Annotated in this window: 23 protein-coding genes and 1 other RNA gene; 13 read left to right on the plus strand and 11 right to left on the minus strand. The window is 33.0% G+C overall.

The annotated features are described in order from the left end of the window. Nucleotides 1-305: 305 nt before the first annotated feature. Nucleotides 306-1376, plus strand: a complete 1071-nt coding sequence (locus FJOH_RS24630) for a branched-chain amino acid aminotransferase (RefSeq protein ID WP_012026735.1) — start codon at nucleotides 306-308, stop codon at nucleotides 1374-1376. Between the two features lie 53 nt (nucleotides 1377-1429). Here FJOH_RS24630 and FJOH_RS24635 read toward each other — a convergent pair whose 3' ends face one another. The 3 genes from FJOH_RS24635 to FJOH_RS24645 all read right to left on the minus strand — a co-directional run bounded on the left by FJOH_RS24635 (nucleotide 1430) and on the right by FJOH_RS24645 (nucleotide 2812). Next, nucleotides 1430-1795 carry an Imm8 family immunity protein gene (locus tag FJOH_RS24635; RefSeq protein WP_012026736.1) on the minus strand — a complete coding sequence of 122 codons (366 nt, stop codon included), beginning with the start codon at nucleotides 1793-1795 and terminating at the stop codon, nucleotides 1430-1432. Between the two features lie 3 nt (nucleotides 1796-1798). Beyond that, on the minus strand, nucleotides 1799-2176 hold the full coding sequence (locus FJOH_RS24640) for a hypothetical protein (RefSeq protein WP_012026737.1): 378 nt from the start codon (nucleotides 2174-2176) through the stop codon (nucleotides 1799-1801). 255 nt (nucleotides 2177-2431) lie between these two features. Beyond that, nucleotides 2432-2812 carry a pyrophosphohydrolase domain-containing protein gene (locus FJOH_RS24645; protein ID WP_012026738.1) on the minus strand — a complete coding sequence of 127 codons (381 nt, stop codon included), beginning with the start codon at nucleotides 2810-2812 and terminating at the stop codon, nucleotides 2432-2434. A gap of 345 nt (nucleotides 2813-3157) precedes the next feature. Here FJOH_RS24645 and FJOH_RS24655 point away from each other — a divergent pair, with 345 nt between their 5' ends. From FJOH_RS24655 to FJOH_RS24670, 4 genes are all read left to right on the plus strand, one after another. Continuing rightward, on the plus strand, nucleotides 3158-4339 hold the full coding sequence (locus FJOH_RS24655) for an SRPBCC family protein (protein WP_012026739.1): 1182 nt from the start codon (nucleotides 3158-3160) through the stop codon (nucleotides 4337-4339). A 75-nt stretch (nucleotides 4340-4414) separates the two neighbouring features. Beyond that, nucleotides 4415-4957 carry an RNA polymerase sigma factor gene (locus tag FJOH_RS24660; RefSeq protein WP_012026740.1) on the plus strand — a complete coding sequence of 181 codons (543 nt, stop codon included), beginning with the start codon at nucleotides 4415-4417 and terminating at the stop codon, nucleotides 4955-4957. A gap of 33 nt (nucleotides 4958-4990) precedes the next feature. Further along, the gene (locus FJOH_RS24665; protein WP_012026741.1) at nucleotides 4991-5404 is read left to right on the plus strand and encodes a hypothetical protein; all 414 of its coding nucleotides are present in this window, start codon (nucleotides 4991-4993) and stop codon (nucleotides 5402-5404) included. Nucleotides 5405-5423: 19 nt separating this feature from the next. Beyond that, nucleotides 5424-5882 carry a hypothetical protein gene (locus FJOH_RS24670; RefSeq protein WP_012026742.1) on the plus strand — a complete coding sequence of 153 codons (459 nt, stop codon included), beginning with the start codon at nucleotides 5424-5426 and terminating at the stop codon, nucleotides 5880-5882. Nucleotides 5883-5956: 74 nt separating this feature from the next. Here FJOH_RS24670 and FJOH_RS24675 read toward each other — a convergent pair whose 3' ends face one another. After that, the gene (locus tag FJOH_RS24675; RefSeq protein ID WP_044048588.1) at nucleotides 5957-7018 is read right to left on the minus strand and encodes a WD40/YVTN/BNR-like repeat-containing protein; all 1062 of its coding nucleotides are present in this window, start codon (nucleotides 7016-7018) and stop codon (nucleotides 5957-5959) included. A 239-nt stretch (nucleotides 7019-7257) separates the two neighbouring features. On the opposite strand from FJOH_RS24675, the gene FJOH_RS24680 reads away from it, so the two are divergent. The 3 genes from FJOH_RS24680 (at nucleotide 7258) to FJOH_RS24690 (ending at nucleotide 12009) form a co-directional block, all read left to right on the plus strand. Next, nucleotides 7258-8535 carry a hypothetical protein gene (locus FJOH_RS24680; protein WP_012026744.1) on the plus strand — a complete coding sequence of 426 codons (1278 nt, stop codon included), beginning with the start codon at nucleotides 7258-7260 and terminating at the stop codon, nucleotides 8533-8535. Nucleotides 8536-8670: 135 nt separating this feature from the next. Beyond that, on the plus strand, nucleotides 8671-10644 hold the full coding sequence (locus FJOH_RS24685) for a KUP/HAK/KT family potassium transporter (RefSeq protein ID WP_012026745.1): 1974 nt from the start codon (nucleotides 8671-8673) through the stop codon (nucleotides 10642-10644). A gap of 150 nt (nucleotides 10645-10794) precedes the next feature. Next, the gene (locus tag FJOH_RS24690) at nucleotides 10795-12009 is read left to right on the plus strand and encodes an RsmB/NOP family class I SAM-dependent RNA methyltransferase (RefSeq protein WP_012026746.1); all 1215 of its coding nucleotides are present in this window, start codon (nucleotides 10795-10797) and stop codon (nucleotides 12007-12009) included. 183 nt (nucleotides 12010-12192) lie between these two features. Here the strand turns inward: FJOH_RS24690 and FJOH_RS24695 are convergent, their stop codons facing one another. Both FJOH_RS24695 and FJOH_RS24700 read right to left on the minus strand, forming a co-directional pair. After that, the gene (locus tag FJOH_RS24695) at nucleotides 12193-13239 is read right to left on the minus strand and encodes an AMP-binding protein (protein WP_012026747.1); all 1047 of its coding nucleotides are present in this window, start codon (nucleotides 13237-13239) and stop codon (nucleotides 12193-12195) included. 8 nt (nucleotides 13240-13247) lie between these two features. Continuing rightward, nucleotides 13248-14201 (minus strand): CPBP family intramembrane glutamic endopeptidase, encoded by a 954-nt coding sequence (locus tag FJOH_RS24700; RefSeq protein WP_012026748.1) that lies wholly within the window; start codon nucleotides 14199-14201, stop codon nucleotides 13248-13250. 111 nt (nucleotides 14202-14312) lie between these two features. Between FJOH_RS24700 and arsC the strand changes: the two genes are divergently transcribed. Continuing rightward, complete coding sequence (gene arsC, locus FJOH_RS24705) at nucleotides 14313-14657, plus strand: arsenate reductase (glutaredoxin) (RefSeq protein WP_012026749.1); 345 nt, start codon at nucleotides 14313-14315, stop codon at nucleotides 14655-14657. Nucleotides 14658-14750: 93 nt separating this feature from the next. Next, entirely contained in the window at nucleotides 14751-17219 is a 2469-nt protein-coding gene (locus FJOH_RS24710) for an outer membrane beta-barrel family protein (protein ID WP_012026750.1), read from the plus strand. A gap of 123 nt (nucleotides 17220-17342) precedes the next feature. On the opposite strand, the gene FJOH_RS26755 is transcribed toward FJOH_RS24710, so the two are convergent. Beyond that, a complete protein-coding gene (locus tag FJOH_RS26755; RefSeq protein ID WP_044048118.1) occupies nucleotides 17343-17516 on the minus strand; it encodes a hypothetical protein in 174 nt (57 codons plus the stop codon). A gap of 346 nt (nucleotides 17517-17862) precedes the next feature. Here FJOH_RS26755 and fumC point away from each other — a divergent pair, with 346 nt between their 5' ends. Next, the gene (fumC, locus tag FJOH_RS24720; protein ID WP_012026751.1) at nucleotides 17863-19248 is read left to right on the plus strand and encodes a class II fumarate hydratase; all 1386 of its coding nucleotides are present in this window, start codon (nucleotides 17863-17865) and stop codon (nucleotides 19246-19248) included. 113 nt (nucleotides 19249-19361) lie between these two features. Here fumC and FJOH_RS24725 read toward each other — a convergent pair whose 3' ends face one another. Further along, a complete protein-coding gene (locus FJOH_RS24725; protein WP_012026752.1) occupies nucleotides 19362-20564 on the minus strand; it encodes an NAD(P)-dependent oxidoreductase in 1203 nt (400 codons plus the stop codon). A 241-nt stretch (nucleotides 20565-20805) separates the two neighbouring features. Between FJOH_RS24725 and FJOH_RS24730 the strand changes: the two genes are divergently transcribed. Together FJOH_RS24730 and ssrA are read left to right on the plus strand one after the other, a co-directional pair. Next, nucleotides 20806-22008, plus strand: coding sequence for a serine hydrolase domain-containing protein (locus FJOH_RS24730; RefSeq protein ID WP_012026753.1), 1203 nt, complete (start codon nucleotides 20806-20808; stop codon nucleotides 22006-22008). Between the two features lie 155 nt (nucleotides 22009-22163). Next, nucleotides 22164-22561, plus strand: a transfer-messenger RNA (tmRNA) gene (ssrA, locus tag FJOH_RS26690). Nucleotides 22562-22603: 42 nt separating this feature from the next. On the opposite strand, the gene FJOH_RS24735 is transcribed toward ssrA, so the two are convergent. Genes FJOH_RS24735 through FJOH_RS24745 form a run of 3 tightly spaced genes read right to left on the minus strand, consistent with a single transcriptional unit; the run spans nucleotide 22604 to nucleotide 25955 of the window. Further along, nucleotides 22604-24367: a peptidase associated/transthyretin-like domain-containing protein gene (locus FJOH_RS24735; RefSeq protein ID WP_012026754.1), complete on the minus strand. Its 1764-nt coding sequence runs from the start codon at nucleotides 24365-24367 to the stop codon at nucleotides 22604-22606. Between the two features lie 11 nt (nucleotides 24368-24378). Further along, entirely contained in the window at nucleotides 24379-25332 is a 954-nt protein-coding gene (locus FJOH_RS24740; RefSeq protein ID WP_159436638.1) for a FecR family protein, read from the minus strand. 17 nt (nucleotides 25333-25349) lie between these two features. After that, nucleotides 25350-25955 carry an RNA polymerase sigma-70 factor gene (locus tag FJOH_RS24745; protein WP_202944871.1) on the minus strand — a complete coding sequence of 202 codons (606 nt, stop codon included), beginning with the start codon at nucleotides 25953-25955 and terminating at the stop codon, nucleotides 25350-25352. Nucleotides 25956-25966 lie beyond the last annotated feature (11 nt).

A 25966-nucleotide genomic window follows, 5' to 3' on the forward strand; every position in this document is an offset into this window, starting at 1 on the left:
TCGAATTTTACAATGGTGTTTTATTGATTTTGAGTTTATTTTATCAGTCAAAATTAATTAAAACAAATGCGTAAAGCCTTAAAAAACGACAGTTTTTTCATAAATTCTTTATAAAACTTCGCTAAAATTTTAGGTTTATTGTAAGATAAATAAATCTCAGTCAAATGCAGGAATTAATGCAGTTTTACCAAGTAAATTATATATTTTTCCGTAATTTTGCATTCAGTAAAACCTATTCTTCATCAGATCATTACGTTAGATTTTCATCTGAAAGAATACAAAATAGATAAAAACTTTACATAATTATGAGTACAACTCAAACAAGCAAAATTGAAATCAGAAAAGCTGAATCGTCTAAGATAAGCTCTGTAGACTTTGAAAACTTAAGCTTTGGTGCTGTATTTACAGACCATTTATTTGAATGTGATTACAAAAACGGACAATGGCAGACTCCGGTCATTAAGCCTTATGCTCCTATTTTAATGGATCCTTCTTCTAAAGTCTTTCATTATGGTCAAGCAATTTTTGAGGGAATGAAAGCTTATAAAGATGAAAATAATGATGTTTGGTTGTTTAGACCTGATGAAAACTACAAACGTTTTAACAATTCTGCTGTTCGTATGGCAATGCCAGAAGTTCCGGAAGATATTTTCATGGACGGTTTAAATGAATTATTAAAAATTGACCAAGAATGGATTCAGAGAGGAAACGGAGCAAGTATGTATATCCGTCCTTTTATGATTGCTACAGGACCTGGAGTAATTGCTAATCCTTCTGACGAATATAAGTTCATGATTTTACTTTCTCCTGCAAAAGCATATTACGGAGGCGAAGTAAAAGTTATTATTGCTGAGCATTACAGCCGCGCTGCAAATGGCGGAATTGGTGCTGCAAAAGCTGCAGGAAACTATGCTGCACAGTTTTACCCAACTAATTTAGCAAACAAAGATGGTTTCCAGCAAGTTATCTGGACTGACGATGCAACTCATACAAAGTTAGAAGAAGCTGGAACAATGAATGTTTTCTTCAGAATTAACGATACTTTATTAACTGCGCCGACAAGCGAAAGAATTTTAGATGGTGTTACCAGAAAAAGTTTAATTGCTATGGCAGAAAAAGAAGGATTAAATGTTGAAGTTCGCCCTGTAATTGTTTCAGAATTAGTAGAAGCTGCTAAAAACGGATCTTTAAAAGAAATTTTCGGAGCTGGTACTGCCGCTGTTATCAGCGTTATTAAAGGCTTCTCATACAAAGATGAGTATTTTGAATTAACTCCAATCGAGAATTCATATGCTTCATTCTTAAAAGAAAAATTAACAAGTCTTCAAAACAAACTTTCTGAAGATACTTACGGATGGACAGTTAAAGTTCAATAATCCATAATTAGTTTAAAATATAAACCCGACAGATTTTAAAAAATTTGTCGGGTTTATTTTTCTTTATAATTATCATATTCCCAATCAAAATATTTTTTAAGTTTCTCTACGCACAAAGACCAGCTATCATCTTGGCATGATGCAATTATTTCTTCCAAAGAATTCCAAATTTGACCGAAGTCGTATCTTTCAACTATTAGCAATGGTCGACGTGTAGCTATTATTCCCTTTTCTCTAAGCAAAAGCTGAAATCCCTGAGGAGTAACTAAATTGAATGTAAACCCATCACTTCCTTTTTTATTTTTTATACCAATTTCTAAATTAATCAGCTCTGAGACAACTTCCTCATTTTCTGGCTGCCATTTACGTAAATTTATAAAACCACCTACACAAGCTGAATAAAGTGCTAATTTTATCATATATTATATATTTTCATTTAGATATTGCAACGGAATTGGAGAATAAACTAGGGTATCACCGTCCTCATCCCTTTTCAATATAACACAAAATGCAACTCCATTTGTATGATCCCCTTTAGGTATAGGAAAAACCATTGGAAGGCAACGTAGATTTTCATCCCCATGAAATTCTTTTTTAAAATGTTTTTTAGCCTTCGCAACAGTTTTATCTATCAAAGAAAAAGTTTCCGATAAATCTCCTGCAATATGATGATTATACTCTTCATTCTGATAATATTTTTCCTTTAATTTTTCCTTATATTCATCTACAGTCAAAAAACAAAATTCCCAATCCAAAGGAAAAAGACCATAACCAAGGTTATATACGTATAATTTACTCATCGAATCAATTTTAACAAAAAGCTATTTTTTATAGGACTAAAAAACCATTTAATCCTTCCTAATTGGCATAGCTAAAAATCTTTAAAATAAGAGATTAATCCTACAAATATATAACTTAAATAACAAACTACTTCGAGTAATATCAATTTTGTACTTATCATTATATAGAATCACTATTATAAAATTCTATATCATTAAATAAAAAGCCCTTAATAAATTACATCATTAAGGGTCTTATTTTTACGAAATACTAAATTACAACAACTTCGAAAAATCCGGTTTAAAATAATTCGGTCCTTTCATTACTTTTCCGTCTTCACGATAAATAGGCTGTCCGTCCTCACCTAATTTACTCATATTACTGCGTTGGATTTCATCAAATACAGCTTCAATTTTATCCTGTAAGCCATGTTCAATGATAGTACCGCATAAAATGTACATCATATCTCCAAGAGCATCAGCAATTTCAACTAAATCATTATTTTTAACCGCTTCCAGATATTCTTCGTTTTCTTCTTTCATTAAATTATAACGAAGCAGTTTTTTAGTTTCTCCCAAATCAGCAATTGGAGTCTGGCTGTGGCCTATTTTAAAAGCAGTATGAAATTCAGTAACTGCATCAAGTTGTTTTTTCATGTTTTTATTCTATTAAATGAGACGGCAAATTAGCAGCAAATCGTATACAATTCTCTAAATTTGTCAAAAATAATTTTTAACTATGTTTAGTCAGGGACAATTAATATTCGGAGTCTGTTTTTTTATTGCATTTGTAATCGTTATGATTTTTGCTTACCGCAGAGATCTTAAACTTCATAAAGTTTTTTACAAAGGAAATTATAAGGTATTATTAGTATTTCTGCTTTTTATTGCTCTTTTGTTTGTCATCAAAATATTTTTAAAAAGATAACAATCTATTATTTAATTTTTAGTTATTAGTTTAGTCTCCCAATAAAATTTATAACTTTACGAAAAACCTGCACGATGAAGATTTTAAAATACTTATTTCTTTTACTATTACTAAGTTTAGTTGCCCTTACCGTTTTTGTTGCTACCCAAAAAGGGATTTTTTCTGTAGAAAGAAGCAAAGTCATCAATTCGCCAAAAGCTGCTGTATACAATTATGTAAATGATTTTAGAAATTACGAAGATTTTGAATCGTGGGCAGTTGAAGATCCAACACTACAATTTACTTTCCCAAATAAAACTTCCGGTAACGGAGGTTCTTTTTACTGGTCTGGCGAAGAAGGAACAGGAAACGCTGTTACCCTAAAAACAAAAGACGGAGAAAGCATTGAGCAAAAAATGAAATACGACGGTACAGAAGCTGATGTTACCTGGACTTTTAAAGATACTTTAGCAGGAAAAACAAAAGTTACCTGGAAAGCAAAAGGAACAATGAGCTTTTTATTTAAAGTTTATGCAGCTTTAAACGGCGGTTCTGATAAAGTTATTGGAACTATTTATGAAAAGAGTCTTGCCAACATCGACAAGAATCTGGATTACGAAACTAAAACATATGCCGTACAGGTAAACGGAGTAGTAAAGAAAACTGAAACTCCTTATATCAAACAGACTTTTACAAGTGAAATCCCAAAGATTAATAAAAATGCCCGAATTGTAATTCCAAAACTTATTCACTTTAGCGAAACTAACGGCTTAAGTACAAGCGGGAAACCCTTCATTATCTACCATACTTATGACACTGCAAAAGGACTGGCGAAAATTTCTATTTGTTTACCAATAAACAAAGAAATTTCTATTAGTTCTGGAAGTGATATTTTATCTGGAAAACTAAATGCTTTTGATGCTGTAAAAACTACTTTAAAAGGCGACTACAGCCATACAAATGAAGCAATTGCAAAAACAACAGCTTATATTAACAATGAAAAAATAATCCCTGAATTAAGCTGGTCGCATCTGGAAGTTTTAGAAGCAAGCAGACTAGATGTAAAAAGTCCATCTAAATTAATTACAGATATTTATTTCCCAATTAAACCAAAAGTGGTTCCTGCTGCGGTTACCACACCAGATTACTCAACAGAGACAGGAACCGAAACTGCTCCGGCAAAACCAGCGGTGCAAAAACCTGTTACACAAAAGCCAGCAGCACCTGCAGCGGCTACTCCAGCCGCAAAACCAGAAGAAGAACAGTCTGAATTTTAATTTTTTTTAAGGTTGATTAAACCTTTTGTATAAATTGTATTCTAACTGATTATAAAGTTTGATAAATCAAGAAGTTTGATCGACGAGAAGGAATTTATACAACAATTATTAGATCCTAAAACGCAGAACACAGCGTTTCAAAAACTTATATCTGATTATCAAAAACCTTTGTATTCTCATATTCGAAACATTGTTTTGAATCATGATGATACAGATGATGTTTTGCAGAATACTTTCGTAAAGGTATTTCAGTACTTAAAAAACTTTAAGGGAGAAAGTAAACTTTTCTCGTGGATGTATCGAATTGCAACAAACGAAGCGTTGACTTTTTTAAATCAAAAAGCAAAATTAAAAGGCATAACTTCTGAAGATTTACAAAATAAAACTATCGACAATTTAAAGTCTGATGTTTATTTTGACGGCGATGAAATCCAGATCAAACTTCAAAAAGCAATTGTTACACTGCCCGAAAAGCAGCAATTGGTTTTTAAAATGAAATATTTCGAAGAATTAAAATACGAAGAAATCGCAGAAATTTTAGGAACGTCAGTTGGCGCCTTAAAAGCATCTTACCACCATGCGGTAAAAAAAATTGAATTATATGTTACGTCAAATTAAACCTTTTATAGCTAATATTATCTTATAGACATTATGAAAGAATTTAAATTAGAAAACGAACCGAAAATAACAGCTGGATTTAAAACTCCAGATCATTATTTTGATACTTTTTCGGCAAAAGTTTTAGAACAGATAAATGAAAGAGAAGTAAAAGTAATTCCTCTTTATAAACGAAAAAAAGTCATTTCGATCGCAGCGGCGGCCGCAATATTTATTGCCTTTATGATTCCAACTGCGAACCATTATTATAAAGCATCAAAAGAACTCGACGAAGCAACTTTAGAAACTTACCTTGCTTATCAGTCAAATTTAAATCAATACGATTTAATTAAAGAATTAGACACAAAAGACATTGACAAACTAAATAAAAATGTTGCATTAGAAGAAGAAACCTTAGAGGATATTTTAGCAACAAATCCAAATATTGAAAATTTAATTTCTGAATAAAAAACAAAATTATATAAATATGAAAATCAAAAATATATTAACGGTAGTTCTGTTTTTAGCGACTTTATCATTTTATGCTCAAAGTGATAAAATCGATGAAAAGCGAGAAAAAGTTAAAGCGTTTAAAGTTTCATTTTTGACAACAGAACTTGAGCTTACTTCGACAGAAGCAGAAAAATTCTGGCCAATTTACAATGCATACGATGACAAACAGTTTGAACTGCGTCATGATAAAATGAAAACGTATCTGCGTAAACTGGATGATGATAATTTGAATTCTCTTTCAGAAAAAGAAGCGGTAGTATTGCTGTCACAAATTGAAAGCACAGACAAAGAATTATATCTTTTACGCGAAAAATTCATGTCAAACCTAAAAAAGGTGCTTCCAGCAAAAAAGATATTAAAGCTTAAAAAATCTGAAGATGATTTTAATCGAAAATTGCTAAAGCAATACCGAGATAAAGCAGGCAAAAATTAATTGTCATTACAATACAACAGCGATAAGAACCCTATATAATAATACTTACTTTATTATTTAGGGTTCTTGTTTTTTTATTTAAAGTTAAGACGGACAACTTTGTTATATCCGGCTGCAATTGCAGTATTTCTATTTACGAAACGAATCGTAAAAAACTTTGAATCAGTAGAAAGCTGTGTCCAGTTTTCTCCTCCATTTTGAGAATATTGTATCCCCTCAGAACCTACGCAAATGATTTCTCTTCCATTTCCTCCCGGAACATACTGCACACATGATGCGTAACCAAAGCCCATTTCCTGCCCTATCAGCTCCCAGGTTTTTCCGCCGTCTTTAGTAAAAGCTTTATTATTAATTTTACTATTTGGTTTATCGTAATCTCCTCCTGCAATAAATCCCTGCTTAGAATCGTAAAAATCTGCTGTAAAAATACCAGTCATTTGTTTGCCCTGAACAATTGGAGTTTCAACCACTTTCCATGTTTTTGCTTTATCAGGAGAATAAAAAACACGTGCTTTTTTTCCGCCCGAAACCAGCCAGGTATCGTTTCCTTTTATCACTATATTGGTATTACTTGCAGCAAAAGCGGCTTCACCGACTGCATTAGTCGGCAGTTTATCTGACAATAATTTTGTCCAGGTTTCACCCCCATCGCGAGTTACAATTACTGAAAAAGTATCTTCTGTTGGATCGCCAATAGCAATTCCTTCCTTATCGTTCCAAAACTGCATACTGTCGTAAAACACCTTTGGGTTAACTTCTTTATAAACCAATTTAACTTTATGATCTTTTTTGGAAACAGAATATAGGAGTGCAGGATTTGCGACACTCAGCAAAAAAATATCTTTAGAAGTTTGTGCAATGCTTCTAAATTCTAATTTAAGCGTATCACGGTAAATGTGCTCTTCAAATTTTTCTTTTTTATCTAAATCATAAAATCCAAAACGAGAGTTATCTCCGCCATACCAAACTTTATTTTTGTCTATTACAATTGCTCTTATACTAATTCTATCATTAAACAAAGTATCAATTGTCATAGAGGTAAATCCGCCGTAAAATGCTTTTTTACTATTGTAATTAAATGAAGTAAAAGACATTAACAAAACAAAAAGACCACAAAATAAAATCAGTTTTTTCATATAAATTAAAATTTGTTTCATGCTAAAATACGATTATTTATAACATCTCAAATAGGTTTCCTTTTTTTTCAGAAAATAATAATTTTCAGACCTTATTTGTTCAATAAAATCAAGCTCAAAATTCAACAAATCAATAACATATTAAAAACATGATAGTTAACACCACAAAAGTCTATAGATAAAATTGTGGCACAGTAATTGGATATCTCCTAATACAAATAATTTAATATGATTTTATCATGAAAACGAAATTACTTTTAATAGCCTTTACAGCATTAGTTTTTGGTTCTTGTGCCGCACAAAATCAAACTACGGTGTATGCAAAAAATTCAGATATAAGCGATAATTTAGATTTAAGAGCCGTTGCTTCTATGTTTGGTGAATCTGCAAATCTTCAGGATTTTGAAAGAAGATTAAACGATCCTAAATATCAAATTTCTAACCTTGACTTAAACGGTGATGACCAGGTAGATTATTTACGTGTAATCGAATCTGTAGAAGACAGAACTCACGTTGTAATTATACAAGCGGTTTTAGATCGTGATGTGTATCAGGACGTAGCTACAATTGATGTAGAAAGAGACAACTACAACAAAGTAAGTGTTCAGGTTGTAGGTAATACCTATTTATATGGTGATAATTACATCTACGAACCTGTTTACAGTGTTGCTCCGGTAATTTATACTTCATTTTGGGTTACAAATTACAGACCTTATTATTCTACATGGTATTGGGGATATTACCCAACTTATTACACAGCGTGGAGACCTTATCCTGTTTACAGATACAGAAATAACATAAATGTGTGTATTAATGTTCATAACAGCTATAACTATGTAAATACAAGAAGAAGCTACAGAGCTCCTGTTATTTATGAAACAAGACGTACATATGGTTACGAAAGAATGAGACCAAACTACAGCTTTGCTGACAGACACTCAAATGTAAGCAACAGATATGACTTAGATCAAAGAAGAGTTGCCAGCAGAGACCTAAACAGAACTCAAAATACGTACAACTATAACAGATCTAACTCAGGAAGAGTTTCTGCAGAAAACAGAAATTATACTGATAACAGATCAACAAGTAACAGAAGTTATAATAATACAAATCGTGTAACCAGCAGAGAAAATTCTGCGGCTGTAAACACACCAAGAACTGATAATACTCCAAGAGCAGATTACGGAAGAAATAATTCTAATGCAACTGCGCCAAGAGGAAATTCAGAAAACAGAAATTACACTAACAGAACATCTTCATCAGCAAGTGAATCGCCAAGAAGTTATTCTGAAAACAGAAACACTAACAGATCTTCATCTGCTGCACCAGTTCAAAGATCAGAATCTCCAAGAAGCTATTCTGAAAGCAGAGGAAATTCTGAAAACAGATCAAATGCATCAAGATCTCAAAATATGCAGCGTTCTGAATCTCCTCGTGCAAGCCAGGAGTCAAGAGGAAACAGCCAGCCGCAAAGAGAAAGCGGTTCTAGTTCTAGAGGAGGCGGGAGAAGAGGATAATAAATATATTTCAATTTTTACTTAAAATTAAAAGCACAATTTGGGGATTGTGCTTTTTTTTATCTTTTTAATTATTATTGTCGCTAATTTGTTTTAAAACAGTAAATTTGCAACCGTCTTTTATTAAAAATATACATGAGCGCATCGCATAAAAACTTACATAGTAAGTTGTCTATAGGGGGTTTATTGATAACATTAGGGATAATTTATGGAGACATTGGTACTTCTCCATTATATGTAATGAAAGCCATTCTTGGCAATCATACAATTAATGCCGACATTGTTTTAGGAGGTATTTCATGTGTATTTTGGACTTTAACATTACAAACTACAATAAAATACGTTCTTATTACTTTAAGTGCTGATAATCATGGCGAAGGTGGTATTTTTGCACTTTATGCCTTAGTCAAGAAAACTAAAATTCAGTGGCTCATTGTACCCGCCATAATTGGAGGAAGCGCACTTCTTGCCGATGGTATTATTACGCCGCCAATTTCAATTTCATCTGCTGTTGAAGGAATCAGGGCGTTTTATCCAACAATGCAGACACAAACTATTGTTTACATTGTAATTACAATCCTTTTTATACTTTTTACCATACAACAATTTGGAACAAAGCTTGTTGGAAAGTTCTTTGCTCCAATGATGCTGATTTGGTTTGCCATGCTTGGGACTTTAGGTTTTATCCAAATTATGCATTTTCCGGAAGTTATTAAAGCTATAAATCCTTATTATGCTTATCATCTTCTTTCGGTTCACCCTGACGGATTCTTCGTATTAGGTTTTGTATTTTTATGTACTACCGGAGCTGAAGCTTTGTACTCAGACATGGGACACTGTGGACGAAAAAATATCCGAATCAGCTGGATCTTTGTAAAAACAACTTTAGTATTAAACTATTTTGGTCAGGCTGCTTATTTAATTCATCACGAAGGAAGTACATTACAGCAATTAGGTGGAGAAAACGGAAATCCGTTTTACCTTATTATGCCGCATTGGTTTTTACCATTTGGAATTGTTGTAGCAACTTTAGCAGCCGTAATTGCATCTCAGGCTCTTATAAGCGGATCATTTACTTTGATCAACGAAGCAATGCGTTTGAATTTCTGGCCTAAAGTAAAAATTAAATACCCTACCGAAGTTAAAGGACAGTTATACATTCCGTCAATCAACTGGCTGTTGTTTTTTGGCTGTGTTGGAATTGTATTACACTTCGAAAAATCAGGAAATATGGAACATGCTTATGGTCTTGCCATCATATTATGTATGATCATGACGACCATTTTGCTGAATTATTATTTAATTATGAAGCGTGTAAAACTGTACTTTATGGTACCGCTTATTACGATTTATTTATTAATCGAATTTAGTTTCCTTATTGCCAACATCACCAAATTTGCTGAAGGCGGTTACGTAACTTTAATCATTGCGATCTTGCTTATCTCAATCATGACGATTTGGTATTTAGCTAAGAAAATCAATAAAAACTATACAAAAGTTATCAAAATTGACGATTATAAAAAGGTATTAATGGAATTAAGTGAAGACTTATCAATTCCTAAATATGCTACGCATTTAGTATACATGACAAATGCAAATAGTGTTGATGAGCTGGAGGAAAAAGTAATTTATTCTATTTTACAAAAACGCCCAAAAAGAGCCGATATTTATTGGTTTGTACACGTAAACATCCTTACGGAACCTTATAAAACACAATATAAAGTTACCGAAATTGCTAAAGACGATATTTACAGAATCGATTTTAACTTAGGTTTTAGAGAACCAACTAAAATCAATTTAATGTTTAGAGAAGTAATTCGTGACATGGTAAAACGCGGCGAAGTGGATATTACCAGCCGTTATGAGTCATTAAATAAAAACAATATTATTGGAGACTTTAAATTTGTATTGTCTGAGAAATTCTTATCTAATGACAATGATTTAAGATGGCACGAAAATATTATTATGAACTCTTATTTCTTCATTAAAAAACTGAGTTTATCTGAAGAAAGAGCTTTTGGCTTAGACAGCAGCTCTGTAAAAATAGAGAAATTCCCAATGGTGCTTCATGCTCCGGAAAACATTGGACTGACAAGAATAACAAAATAAAAACTGCCTGCAGAAACCTATTTACAAAACACTCTTTTAAAACTTTATCAGAGTGTTTTTTTGTTTTGAGAATGAAAGCTAAACAACAATCCCAATTAAAAATTTAACTTTCAACCAATTAATAGTACCTTTGCAGCTCAAATATTAGAAATGAGATTACACAGAAATTTAGTTTATACTACCATCGACTCTTTAAATGCTATTTTCAATGAAGGAGAATATGCAGATAAAGTGGTAGCCAGAGCATTAAAAAAAGACAAACGTTGGGGAAGTTCTGACAGGAAGTTTGTTGCTGAAACGATATATGAGATTGTTCGCTGGAAACGTTTATACGCAGAAATTGCCGAAGTAAAAGAACCTTACGACAGAGATAATTTATGGAGAATGTTCGCGGTTTGGGCAGTTTTAAGAGGATATCCAATTCCTGATTGGAGACAATTAGAAGGAACTCCTGAAAGAAAAATCAAGGGACGTTTTGACGAGCTTTCGAAAGTTAGAGCTTTAAAGGAATCTATTCCGGACTGGATGGACGAATTGGGCGTAAAGGAACTTGGAGAAAAAATCTGGTCAAAAGAAATTACGGCTCAAAATCAGCCGGCTAAAGTTATTTTAAGAACAAATACTCTTAAAGGAACTAAAGAAAGTCTTAGAAATACTTTGATGGATTTAAACATTGAAACAGAATATTTAAAAGATCAGCCGGAAGCTTTAGTTTTAAAAGAAAGAGCAAATGTATTTTTAACAGACGCTTTTAAACAAGGACTTTTTGAGGTTCAGGATGCTAACTCACAATTAGTTGCCGGTTTCCTTGATGTAAAACCTGGAATGCGTGTTGTAGATACTTGTGCAGGAGCCGGAGGAAAAACATTACATATCGCTTCTTTAATGGAAAATAAAGGGCAGTTGATTGCAATGGATTTGTACGAAAGCAAACTAAAACAGTTAAAATTAAGAGCCAAAAGAAATGGTGCTTTTAATATTGAATACCGTATTATTGACACTACAAAAGTGATCAAAAAGCTGCATGAAAAAGCTGATCGTGTTTTAATCGATGCGCCTTGCAGCGGATTAGGTGTTTTAAAAAGAAATCCTGATTCTAAATGGAAATTACAGCCTGAATTTATCGATAACATTCGCAAAGTTCAAAGTGAAGTTTTAGAAAGCTATTCTAAAATTGTAAAACCAGGAGGAAAATTAGTTTATGCAACTTGCTCTGTTTTACCATCTGAAAATCAGGAACAAGTAGAAAAATTCTTAAAAACAGAAATAGGACAGCAGTTTACTTTTATTGAAGATCGTAAATTACTGGCTTCAGAATCTGGCTTTGACGGATTTTATATGGCACTTATGGAAAGAAAAAAATAAGATTAAATTCCAATTTACTGGAAAATCCCAATACAACAAATCCCAAATTTCAATTGTAAAAATTAAAATTTGGGATTTATTTTTTATGTGGTTCTTGTCTAGATCTACAACTCCAAAAGGAGTTCTCAAATATCTCTTAGAGATTACATATTAATAAAAAAGAATACTCCTCAAATTAAAGTTTTAAACTTTCAAACTAGATTTGCGTAATAACTTTCCGTTTTCATTTTCTTTAAATTTCGGAACAAAAACAATTTCTTTGGGTTTTTCAAATTTTCCTAAAACATCAAAAAAATCAGCCGAAAAATCATACTTCTCCCCTTCAATTACTAAAATCAATTTTTCTCCTAAAACTGTATCAGGAACACCAGTTACAAAAAATCGGTTTGTAATTCTGCCTGTTAATTTAGCTTCAATCTGTTCAGGAATCAGCTTTACTCCCCCGCTGTTAATGACATTATCGATTCTTCCCAAAAAAACAAACTGATTTTCATTTACTAAATCAACTAAATCATTGGTTACAATTGGTTCATCAGAAATCGAAGCAACATAAATAACTAAACAGCCTCGGTCATCTTTCTCAATTTTAACATTTGGCAGAATCGTAAAAGCAGTTTCACCTACTTTTTTAGCCGCAATATGCGTAATTGTTTCTGTCATTCCGTAGGTTTCGTAAATTTCTGTTTTCTTTAATGGCAAAAGCTTTTCTTCGAGAGCACTATCCATTTTTGCACCGCCAATAATCAGCTTTTTAATATTTCCCAGCTTTTCAATTGAATTTTGAACTTGTAACGGAACCATTGCTACAAAATCATATTGCTTATTATTGTAAGCCAAAGGCTCAGTACTTGGTAGTGTAACATCTAATTCCAGACCTAAAATCAAACTGCGCACAAGCATCATTTTTCCTGCAATAAACTGAGTCGGCAGACACAATAATGCTTTATTTCCCGGCTCTAATCCGAAGAAATCTCCTGTTGCCAATGCAGACTGAATCATGGCTTGTTTTTCTAATCTTACTAATTTAGGAAGTCCGGTTGTTCCTGATGTTGTCATTTCGATATAGTCCTTATGATCGAACCAATCCAGAAAAAATTCACCAATTGCGCGCTCATAGGCATCGCCTTCTTTAATAAAACTGTAGCCAATTCGGCATAAATCAGCTGCATTTAAATGATAACCGTCGAGCTTAAAATAGTTATGTACGTTTTTATGAGTTAAGTTTAGCATAATAAATTTTAATTTAAGTTTAAAAATTCTGCTGTTTCATTATTTTTTTCGTCAATTATTCCGGTTAGTTTTTCTTTCCAGTTTGTCCATTTGTATTTTTTGCTGAAAATAAAAAGCAAAATAGGATAAACTATAACAACCGGTAAAATGACATCGGCGCCAGCAGAAGGCTCCGACATATCTTTAAAAATAGAATGCGTTTGAAAAACAGACCAGTCTGAGGTTACTAATAAGGCTCCAACAAGATTATTAGCAGCATGAAACCCCAAAGCAAGTTCCATTCCTTCATCCATCAATGTAATTACTCCAAGAAACAATCCGGTTCCTATATAATAAACCATAACCACATATCCCATTTTTTCAACCTCAGGATTCAGAATGTGCATTGAACCAAATATAACCGAAGTCATTATTAAAGGAAACCATTTATTACGGGCCAGATTAGCAAATCCCTGCATTAAATATCCTCGAAAAACATATTCTTCGGTACTGGTTTGAATAGGAATTAAAACTGTACCTAACACTACTAAAATCAAAAAAGGAATCAGTTTAAAATTCCACACAAACTCTTCAGGAGATTGAAAATATAAAACTGAAAAACTTATAATCGAGAAAAATGCCCATAACAAAAAAGAAAAAGCTATTCTGCCCCAATCTACTTTTGCTCTTGACGTTGTTACTGACAACAGCGTTTGATTGTGCAGATATTTTACCACAAAATAAATTCCGGCAAATGCAAAAAGAAACGAAATCATAACTAAAAACAAAGTCAAATTAGGTTCAAATATTTTTAATGCAGCATCATTATCTGTTGGAAAACCTTTTTTGTCCTTAAAATTTTTAAGAAGAACTGCTGCCGAAAAAGGAATCTGACCAATAAATGAGGCTGTTATAATAAAAACTGATCCTATAAGATATTTCCAAAATTTATTTTCTGGTTTAATTCCTTGCTCTAAAAACATATAATTAAAAGTTTTAAAATGAGATTTTAATTTAAATAGTAAGTTCTATTTTTGTTATTCCTAAAATGTAATTTTTAATAAATCAATTTAGTAGACTTTAAATATAAGAAAATGATACAAATTTACCATAACCCACGCTGTGGAAAATCAAGAAATTGTCTGGCTTTTGTTGAAGATACAAAACAAGAGTATGAAATAATTCCTTATTTAACAGAAACCCCAAGTTTTGACGATCTGAAAGAACTTCTTAAAAAACTAAATTTAAAACCAGCTGAATTAGTTCGAACAAAAGAAAAAATATGGATTGAAAACTACAAAGGGAAAAATTTAACTGAAGATGAAACGATTCAGGCTATGGTCGATAACCCAATTTTAATTGAAAGACCTATTGTTGTAAAAGACGGAAAAGCTATTATTGGACGAGATTTAGACAAAGTTGCTTCTTTTTTAGATTGATTCTAAAATACACTGTTAACATTTTTTTGTGATCTTTCTCTTTAAACCAAAAGGTACATTTGCCGTCTAAGAAGAAAAAGAAACCAGAAAAAAATGAAACAAATCAATTTTGCTGTAATGCTTGTGCTGTTTTTAACAGGCTTTTACAACTATGCACAACAAGGACCTCCTGCAAAAAACAAGGTTAAGGTTACCGGAAAAGTTTTTGAAAAAGTAACTAAACAGCCTCTAGAATATGCTACGATTTCGATCATGGCTCCAAATGATACAAAAGTTATTGCAGGCGGTATAACCAACCCTAAAGGAGAATTTGAAGTTGCCGTTGCTCCGGGAACTTACGATATAAAAGTAGAATTCATTTCGTTTAAATCTACTGAAATTAAACAAAAAAGCATTCAGGACGATACTAATTTAGGTGTTGTAAACTTATCTGAAGATGCTGCACAGCTAAATGAAGTTGTGGTGCGTGCCGAAAAATCGACGGTAGAAATAAAACTTGATAAAAAAGTTTACAATGTTGGTCAGGACATGATGGTAAAAGGCGGAACAGTAAGTGATGTTTTAGACAACGTACCTTCTGTTTCTGTCGATTCTGAAGGAAATGTAAGTTTAAGAGGAAGTGACAATATTCGTATTTTAATTGACGGAAGACCTTCACAAGCCATAAACGTAGCTGAGGCACTACGTCAGCTTCCTGCAGATGCAATCGAAAAAGTAGAAGTTATCACCAATCCATCAGCGCGTTATGACGCCGAAGGTGGATCAGGAATTATCAATATTATTCTAAAAAAGGGTAAAAATCAAGGTTTCAACGGAACTTTTATTGCTTCAACAGGACTTCCTGAAACGTATGGTTTAAGTGCAAACGTAAATTATAAAACCGAAAAATTAAACTACTTTACTACTGCTGGTTATAACTACAGAACCAACGAAGGCGGCGGTTTAACAAATACATCTTATTATAATGCCGACGGATCTCCTAAAGGATATTTAGATGAAGATCGCGACACTAAAAGAATTAGAAACGGTTTTAATGCCAGAGGCGGTGTTGAATGGACAATTACTCCTACTACATTCTGGACAAACGCTATTAATTATCAAAAAAACACAGGAGAAGACAAAGACCTGATCAATTATAATAATTTTGATGCTGCACGTGCTTTTACAGGAAGTACTTATCGATTAAACAATACTGATACTGGAAGCGAGAACGTAGAATTTACGTCGAACTTAATCAAAAACTTCAACGATAAAGGACATAAACTTACTGCTGATTTATCAGTTTCCAGAAACACAGACAACAGTGATGGTATCATTACAGCTTCGCCAAGTTTTAATACAACTTTAAACGATCAGGTACAAAAACAAGTTTTACTACAAGCTGATTATGTACTGCCTTTAGGAAAAGGAAGCCAGTTTGAAGCAGGTTATAAAGGAAGTTTTGGAGACTTAAACAACGAATATTACGTTACAGACGAAAACTATGTTAAAGATCCAAACAAATCAAATACTTTAGAATACAAAGAGAACATCAATGCACTTTATGCACAATATGGTTTAAAAGTGAACAAATTCTCATATTTATTTGGTTTACGCTGGGAAGACACAAATATTCAGGTAAACTTATTAGATAACAGTCAATTCAATACAAAAAAATACAACAATCTGTTCCCAAGCGCTTTTATCAGCTACGAAATTTCAGATCAAAGTAACTTGACTGCGAGCTATAGTAAACGTTTAACCAGACCAAGAGGACGTTTCATGAATCCGGCGCTTAACTATTCAAGTAACATTAATATTTTTCAGGGAAATCCTGACTTAGATCCATCATTAACAGACAAATATGATGTAGGATATATTAAAAGATGGGAGAAAGTAACTTTCAGCACTTCTGCTTATTTTGAAAATACAAAAGATGTTTTCAGTTTTGTCAGAACGCCAAATGGTGATAATGTAGACGGAATTCCAGTTATTTTAAGCCGTCCTATTAACTTAGGAAGAGAGCAAAAATATGGTTTCGAATTTACGTTTAATTACACTCCGTTTAAATGGTGGAGATTAAACAGTAACTTCAATCTTTACAATGTAAAAACAACCGGAGAAAACACTTATACAGATACTCAGAATAACTTAGTTGTACAAAATCTTGACAATCAAGCCAACACTTGGTTTGCAAGAATCAATTCAAAAGTTACATTGCCATACAAAATTGACTGGCAGTTAAACGGAACTTACAATGGAGAACAAAAAACTGCACAAGGAAAAAATCTTGATCAGTTTTCAATGAATACAGCTTTAAGCAAAGATATTTTAAAAGACAAAGCTACTATTGCTTTTAACATCAGCGATATCTTTAATTCAAGAATTATGAGATCATATACGTATCTTCAAAATGATACTACTCTTGAAAGTCAAAAATCGTATAGTGAAATGCAGTTCCGTAAACGTCAATTTAACTTGTCATTTACCTATCGTTTCAACAAACCGAAAAGCGAAAGAGACAAAAACGCACAGCCTAAAAATGATGGCGGCGGTGAAGGCAGCGGAGATTTCCCTGGATAACATTTGCTAAATTCCAATATAAAAATCCAAATTCCAATTGATTAACTCTCATTGGAATTTGGATTTTTTTTGCACAAAAAAAAAGAACCCAAATGGGTTCTTTTTTAATGAAATCAATTTTAATTAAATTGATTGTTCTTCTTGTCTTTTTTTAGCTCTCTTTTCTTTGATCATTTCCCAGCTAGCTCCCGTAACCCAATAAGATACGAAACCAACCAAGAAAAACATTAACCAAAACCCTATAGTTAGTATGGTTAAGAAAAGTAAAAAGCCTAAGTACTGTGAAAATTCAAACATGTTTTCCGGAATTTTTGAATGTTACCACAAATGTAGGGTATATATTTTTCCTCAGCAATAAAATCTAAATCAATTTTCGTGAAATAACATTTATCCGTATATTTATACTCATTTTAAATAAGGATTTTTTCCGCATATTATTCAACTATCTAAATTAGAAGAACATGAGTATTTTAAGGAGCTGAAACCTGCTGTCTGCTATATCTTTTGCGGCGAACACCGCCACAAAAGGATGCCGCTTCCATCAGGGCTAGACCTGCTTTTTTCAAAAGAACTTCATTTTTTCAACTCAGAAAATCAAAAATTTAACTGAATACATTTTTACAAACAACATATTTACAACAAAATGAAATACAGAATAGAAAAAGACACCATGGGCGAAGTTCAGGTCCCAGCCGATAAATATTGGGGTGCGCAGACAGAACGTTCTCGAAATAATTTTAAAATTGGAAATTCAGGATCGATGCCTCAGGAAATCATCGAAGGTTTTGCATATCTAAAAAAAGCGGCAGCTTATGCCAATTATGATCTAGGTGTACTGCCAATAGAAAAAAGAGATGCTATTGCTGCTGTATGCGACGAAATTCTGGAAGGAAAGCTGGACGATCAATTCCCTCTTGTAATCTGGCAGACAGGTTCAGGAACGCAGAGTAATATGAATGTTAATGAAGTAATTGCTAACCGCGCTCAGGTTCTTAAAGGTTTTGAAATTGGTGAAGGCGAGCAATTCATCAAAGCAAATGATGATGTCAATAAATCACAGTCATCAAATGACACTTTCCCAACCGGAATGCATATTGCTGCTTACAAAATGGTAGTTGAAACGACAATTCCTGGAGTTGAAAAACTGCACGCTACTTTAGTTAAAAAAGCAGCTGAATTTAAAGATGTTGTAAAAATTGGTCGTACACACTTAATGGACGCAACGCCTTTAACTTTAGGACAGGAAATTTCAGGTTATGCAGCTCAATTAGCATTTGGATTAAAAGCTTTAAAAAATACTTTAGCACATTTGTCTGAAATCGCTCTTGGAGGAACTGCTGTAGGAACCGGACTAAATACTCCAAAAGGTTACGATGTAAAAGTTGCCGAATATATTGCAAAGTTTACAAATCATCCTTTTGTAACAGCTGAGAATAAATTTGAAGCACTTGCAGCACACGATGCAATTGTAGAAACACACGGCGCTTTAAAACAACTGGCAGTTTCGTTAAATAAAATTGCAAATGATGTTAGAATGCTGGCATCTGGCCCGCGTTCCGGTATTGGCGAAATTCACATTCCCGAAAACGAACCGGGATCTTCTATTATGCCTGGAAAAGTAAATCCAACGCAATGTGAAGCTTTGACAATGGTTTGTGCTCAGGTTATTGGAAACGATATGGCAATTGCAGTTGGTGGTATGCAGGGACATTATGAACTAAATGTTTTTAAACCTGTTATGGCAGCCAACTTTTTACAATCTGCACGATTATTGGGGGATGCCTGCGTTTCATTTGATGAACACTGCGCTCAGGGAATCGAACCAAATCACAAACGAATCAAAGAACTGGTAGACAATTCACTAATGCTGGTTACGGCTTTGAATACTAAAATTGGCTATTATAAAGCTGCCGAAATCGCTCAAACCGCTCACAAAAACGGAACAACTCTTAAAGAAGAAGCGGTTCGTTTAGGCTATGTAACACCAGAAGATTTTGAAGCCTGGGTTAAACCGGAAGATATGGTTTAATTTAATTGTGAATTGTTAATGGTGAATTGTTAATTATCTTATATGATCATTAAAAAAACGAGCTTTCTAAAATTTAGAAAGCTCGTTTTCAATTTATAATTAACAATTTACAATTAACCATTATTAACATAGTCTTGCAGATAGCTAAATCTCTCCGTCAATTTCCCGTTTTCAGTGATTTTGGCACGTTTTAAAATTCCGTCTTTATCTCCGTTGAAAAAAGCAGGAATAACATGTTCCATAAATTGTTCACCAAAACCTTCGCTGGCGTCTTTTGGAATTTCACACGGCAGGTTATCAACCGCCATAACAGCAACAGCTGCAGGATGAAAAAAATCAACTTCTTTATCTTCAAAAGGAAAATAACCGTATAAAGGTTCTTCAATTGTCGAAGAACGAATTGTACAGGCAATAGGTCCGTTTACATCGCAGGAAATATCGGCTACAACTTTTAATTTACAATCGCTCGCGTTCAGCATTTCTCTCGTTAAAATCATTGGAGCGTTATTTGCATGGAAATGCCCTGCAAAATAAATATCAGACACTTTTGTAAACTTCTCGAAATCTGAAGTATACTCTTGCGGATGTTCGACAAAATCTTTAAAATCTAAAACCTGTCCGTCAAGACGTTTATTATATTCCAAAACATCTAACTGAACATATACAGCTTGTGTATATTTTTTCGTCAGATAATTATCAACTGTAATTTCTTTTACTTTAATAGCATCGAGAATTTCTTTTGCTCCGCTCCCAACTTTTCCAGTTCCGGTAACTACAAATTTTAAAGCAGGCATTGTAATACGTTTCAGCTGCTCAATTAATGCATCTTTTCCTGAAAGAGATTCAGCTTTTGGCAGTTTAAACAATTCAAACTTAATTCCAAAAGCACGGATTCCGTTGTAAACCCCTACCATTCCGGCATATTTCCCAAAACCAATTAAACGATGATCATGTGCATCAACTATGGTTTCGTGATCGTATAAATCAATATTTTTCTCTAAAACTGCCTGAAGTAATTTTCTGTTATGAGGCTGTTTTTTAATCGTATGCGAAAAGAAAAAATAGGCTTTATTTGGAATTAAATTTTCTACAGGAACTTCTTTTACTCCAAATAAAACGTCACAGTTCGAAATGTCATCAGTAACCGTTATTCCCATATTTTTATACGCTTCATCAGAGAATATCCTGATATCTGAGCTTTCTACTTCAACAGATGCTTCGTGATAAGACTGCTTTAATTTTGTCAGTTCATTAGGAGAAAAAACAACTCTTCTATCCGGCGGATTTTTTCTTTCTTTAATAATTCCAAACTTCATTTAAATAGGTTTTTGATAGTTTAATAATATAACTTTTTAAAGGTTATTTGTTTCAAATATAACAAATATAGTTAAAATTTTGTTTCAAAAATGTAATTTAGAATGTTTCGAAACCGTTAGTAGCTGAAAAACAAAGCGCTAAAAAAACAACATGTTAAAACTATGTTAAAAAATACGTTTTTAAGCCTCAAAATTGAGAAAACAACAAAATTGAATTCGATATATTTGTTTTTAAAGAACGATGCAAATGATTTTCCTTAAAAAAACAAAGATACCACAAATACTTTTTACAGTATTAGTTTTAAGTTCATGTGGTAATGACAAAAAAACACAAACAGCTGCTGCCCAAACAGTCGAAGATACTTTACCTAAAATGAAGCCGTTAGGTCCTGAACCTAAAGTTTCACAAGCTTATAAAAACTCCGTTGTTGGAAGAATAAACCACTTTTACAACAAAAACTGGCCTAATAATAACATGAACGGAAGCTTTTTAGTTGCCCGAAATGGTCAGATTATCTTCGAAAGATATAATGGTTTTGCTAATAAAAACGAAGGGACAAAAATAACGCCCGAAACCCCGGTGCAAATTGCCTCTGTTAGTAAAGTTCTAACAGCTACAGCAGTTTTAAAACTGGTTAATGCCGGAAAAATAGAATTAGATCAAAAAGTAAATACGATTTTAAAAACGTTTCCTTACGAAGACTGCACGATTAGAATGCTTTTAGATCACCGTACCGGAATGCGTAATTATGCTTATTTTACAGATAGAGATAAATCTATTTGGGACAGACATAACCAGCTTACTAACAAAGATATTTTAGATATTCTTGCCACGAAAGATATTGGTTTAGAATCTAAAACAGGAACACGTTTCAGCTATTGCAATACTAATTATGCAATGCTGGCACTTATTATTGAGAAAATTACAGGTTTAAGTTATAAGGAAGCAATGTCTGAAATGATTTTTAAACCTTTAGGAATGACTCATACCTATGTTTTTGATGATGATAAAGACAGAAAAAAAATTGTTCCTTCTTACAAAGGAAATGGTGTAGAAATAGGTTTTGATTATTTAGATAATGTTTACGGAGATAAAAACATTTTCTCGACTGCACGAGATTTGTTAAAATTTGACCGCGCCAGACAATCACCTGACTTTTTAAAACCTGAATTACTGAAACAGGTATATACCGGCTACAGTAACGAACGCAAAGGAACAAAAAATTACGGTTTAGGAATTAGAATGATTAATTGGGAAACCGGTCAGAATTTTTATTTCCATAATGGCTGGTGGCACGGAAATACCTCATCTTATATTACTTTGATGAAAGAACATGTTACGATAATTGCATTGTCTAATAAGATGACAAGAAACACTTATGCAGTACGTAAACTGGCTCCTATTTTTGGCGATTATCCTTTTAATTTTAAAGACGAAGAGTAAAATTATAGTCGTAAAGACGAAAGTCAAAAGTCGTAAAGTCTTAAAAACATTGCCAATGCTGACTTTGGACTTTCGAGTTTGGACTTTATGACTTTTTTTTAAAAATTTTAGCAGAAAGTAATTTCAAATACTCTAAATTTGCAGACTTATTTTTTGGGGTCGACTGGTTTTGACAGCAAGTCGAATTGAACAGTAAGCACGTCGAGCATTGAGACCTTGCTCGTAAATATAAGATCTCAAACTTTTACACGGCGAAAATAATTACGCTTTAGCTGCATAATCCGAATCATAGTAAGATTGCGCCACGTCTCTACAAGGTAGAGAAGCTGGATTCTCCTGGAAAGCCTTGGTTTGTGGCGTTCCGTTCAGGGGAACCGTAAAAATAAACCTAGATATCCATGAGCTTCGGGTGGGTTTCGAAAATTAAGAAGATAAGTGTTCGGTGGCTGTTTCTGGCCTAGCTTAACATCGAAAATCTAATCAGGAAATAAGCGTGTAGAAAGCTCTTTAGTTGCTTGTTTGGACCCGGGTTCGATTCCCGGCGACTCCACAAAAAAGCGGAAAAACAATATGTTTTTCCGCTTTTTTTATATCATTAAAACAACGTTATTCCAAAACTCCAGCCTATCCATCCAATAATGTCTTTGCTGTTATTATTAATTATATTATAACGCTTGGTACGATCCTGAACAAATGTAGAAGTATTTACACTGCCATTTTTATCTTTCTTTTCAGACCAGTATAAATTAAAAGAAGGTCCTGCAGATATAGCTAAACCTTTGAATAATTGAAAAGAAAAAGCAGAATCAAATTTAGATAAGGAATTGTATCGATCCCAATTTCCCAAATAAAGATATTGTGAACTAAATTCGGGATTATAAGTAAAACGTTTCCCTAACGGAATGCTTTTTCCTACTCCAATTCCAAAAGAAAACATTTTTTCTTCTTCTTTTTGTTCGCTTGCTCCCGCCATCAAAATAGTATACATTTTATGATCTCCGGTTTTTATAGAGAGATTTATATCTGAAATTTCATTACTTGTAATACTAATTTTTTTATAACCGCCTTTTTTAAAGTTTAATAAACCAAAACTATATCCAGATTCTGAATCTGTGATATTTACCAATCCAAACTGAACTCCATGTAATTCTTTGGCATAATTAAAAAGTCCGGTAATTTGAGCACCACGTACGGTATCTTTTCCAATATTATAAATACCGGATAACTGCAATCCGTTTTGAGAGCCATTTACAGTATTATGAATTCCTGCAATTTGAAGTCCTTTTGAATCTTTATAAACATTGTTATAGATACCACTCATTTGCAGACCAATTTGTGAACCTTTTACACTATTATGAATTCCGCTTATTTGTAAACCGTTAAGATTGCCAAAAACATTATTATAGATTCCGGCCAATTGAAGTCCGTTTACAGATCCTCCAACAGTATTAAATATTCCTGCCATTTGAAGTGCTTCGACATTCATACGGTTAATATTGTAAAGCCCTGCCATTTCTAATCCACGCACGCCGGCATTATAACCGCCTAACACATTTAAAGAAAAATTGTTGACAATCTGCGTATTCATCATACCTCGTGTACTGATACTCGGAATTAGAGAAGCCTGTACAGGAACTTTAGAAATAAATCCTCCCAAATTAAGCGATTGTATTTTTTGTTTAGAAGAAATAAAAAAACGGCCAATTCCTGATCTTTCTATTGCCGAAAAATCCCCATCGATATAATCTGATGTTGATTTTCTATTTCCCATCTGAATCTTAATTTCAGAAAGAAACAGCATCGTTACGGTTTTATAATTTTCTTTGACAGCCGTAAGCTCGATAGTCTGGGGAGCATTTTTTAATCGGAGTTCAAAAGCTCCATCTTTATTGGTTAATGTAGACTGCAGCACATTCTTCTCCAGTACACTCACATTTTCGATACGATTGTTAGTCTGTGTATCTATAATATAGCCACTGACGATCTGCTGTCCGTCGCTGGTACTATTGTTCTTTTCTAGCTCAAGAGCCAGCTCTAATGGAGCATAACGTACAATAATAAACCCCGGCGATTCTTTGTACTCGTATTTATTGCTTAACAGCTGGTCTAAAACTCCTTTTATGGTATATTTATCGGCATGAATACTGACAACACTATCCTTTACAACTAATTTGCTGTAATAAGCAAATCTAAAATTTCCTTTTTCTTCCATTAAGTCCAAAATACTGCCTAATGGTTTCTTATCTGCATGAACAGATATTTCGTTATCTAATATAGATTGAGCATTTACTTTAAAAAAAACACCCGAAATAAGTAGAAACAAAATGGGTGCAAAAATAAACTTTGTGTTGCTGAGCATATAAAAAAGAATTACTCTAATAGTATTTGATTATTTGTACGTTCGATTTTAATGGTAAATGTTTCCTGAATTACTTCTAAAATCTGATCTAATGATTGATCTTTAAATGTTGTCGTTAATGTTTTTTCCTGCAAAGACGTTGATTTAATAACAATGTTAACATTGTATATTTCGTTAAGAGCATCTGCTAATTCCTGCAGCGGTGTTTCATCGCAGACTAATTCTCTATTGCGGTAAAAATTGTATAAACGCCCTTTGCTGACACTTTTAAATAATCCTGCCTGCTGATTGGCAATGACTACTTTTTCTCCATGCATTAATTCTACCTCATCTTTATTTCTGCTCACTTTTACAATTCCAGTTTCAACATTTACGGTGGTTTTTCCGTTTTTGCTTTTCACATTAAAAGATGTTCCTATTACTTTTACTGTGACATCATTAATATGAATAATAAAAGGTTTTGTTTTATTGGGAGAAACCTTAAAAAAAGCTTCACCTTTTAGAGTAACAGGTCTGGTATTGCCTGTAAATTTTTTATAAGACAATAACGAGTTTTTGTTCAGTGTGACAATTGTACCATCTGGTAAAGTATCATTTTTAGCCCTGTTTGATGCATATATCTGAATTATTGTATCATCTGATTTATTTTCAAAATAAGAATAACCAAACCATCCTAAGCCAATAATTAAGATAATCGAAGCAGCTATCTGCCAATAAGGGTATGACTTGTTTAGAATAACCGATGTGTCGTTTTTATGGATACGATTTTGAAATCGCTCCCATGCTTCATTTTCATTTACAGTTGTATTTTTTGTTGCAATTAAAAGACTATCTTCCCAGATTTTCTTAAAATCGTTGTAGTATTTTAAATTGTCATCACTGGCATCCAGCCATTTTTTTACCATTGCATTTTCGTCTGCATCAGTTTCGCCAACTATATATTTCACTAGTATATCATCATTCATATTCCTATTATTTTGGCTCATGATCTTCGAATTAAATTGATTAAAAACAATAAAAAAGGAAGATATTCTATTAGTTTTAAACGCATTACTTTAAGAGCTTTGCCCATCTGATTTTCAACTGTTTTGATGGAAATATTCAATTGATCTGCAATTTGCTGGTATTTAAGCTGCTCAAAACGGCTCATTTGAAAAATGATACGGCACTGCTGTGGTAATTCATTAATTGCTTTTTGAATTTCGGTTTCAAGTTCGGCGGCAATCATTTGATTTGATGCATCTTGATTTGAAGGTTCCATATTACCTGAATACTCTAATTGAAAAGAAGTTTTTACTTTTAAATGTTTAATATGATTTAAACTTTCGTTATGAACAGATCGATACAAATAAGACTTTAATGAATCATCAATCTGCAATTGTTCCTTTTTTTCCCAAATTCGAAAGAATACATTCTGCACGATTTCTTCTGCAATAATTTCATCTTTCATAAAAGTATAGGCAAATGCATGAAGGCTTTTGAAGTAGGTTTTAAAAACCTTTTCAAAAGCAGCTTCATTTTTGTTATTCATAAAATTAATATGATCTGTATTACTATACTTCACAAAAACAGTTTGACATTCAATCAAAGATAGATACT

The organism is Flavobacterium johnsoniae UW101, assembly GCF_000016645.1.
GTDB lineage: Bacteria > Bacteroidota > Bacteroidia > Flavobacteriales > Flavobacteriaceae > Flavobacterium > Flavobacterium johnsoniae.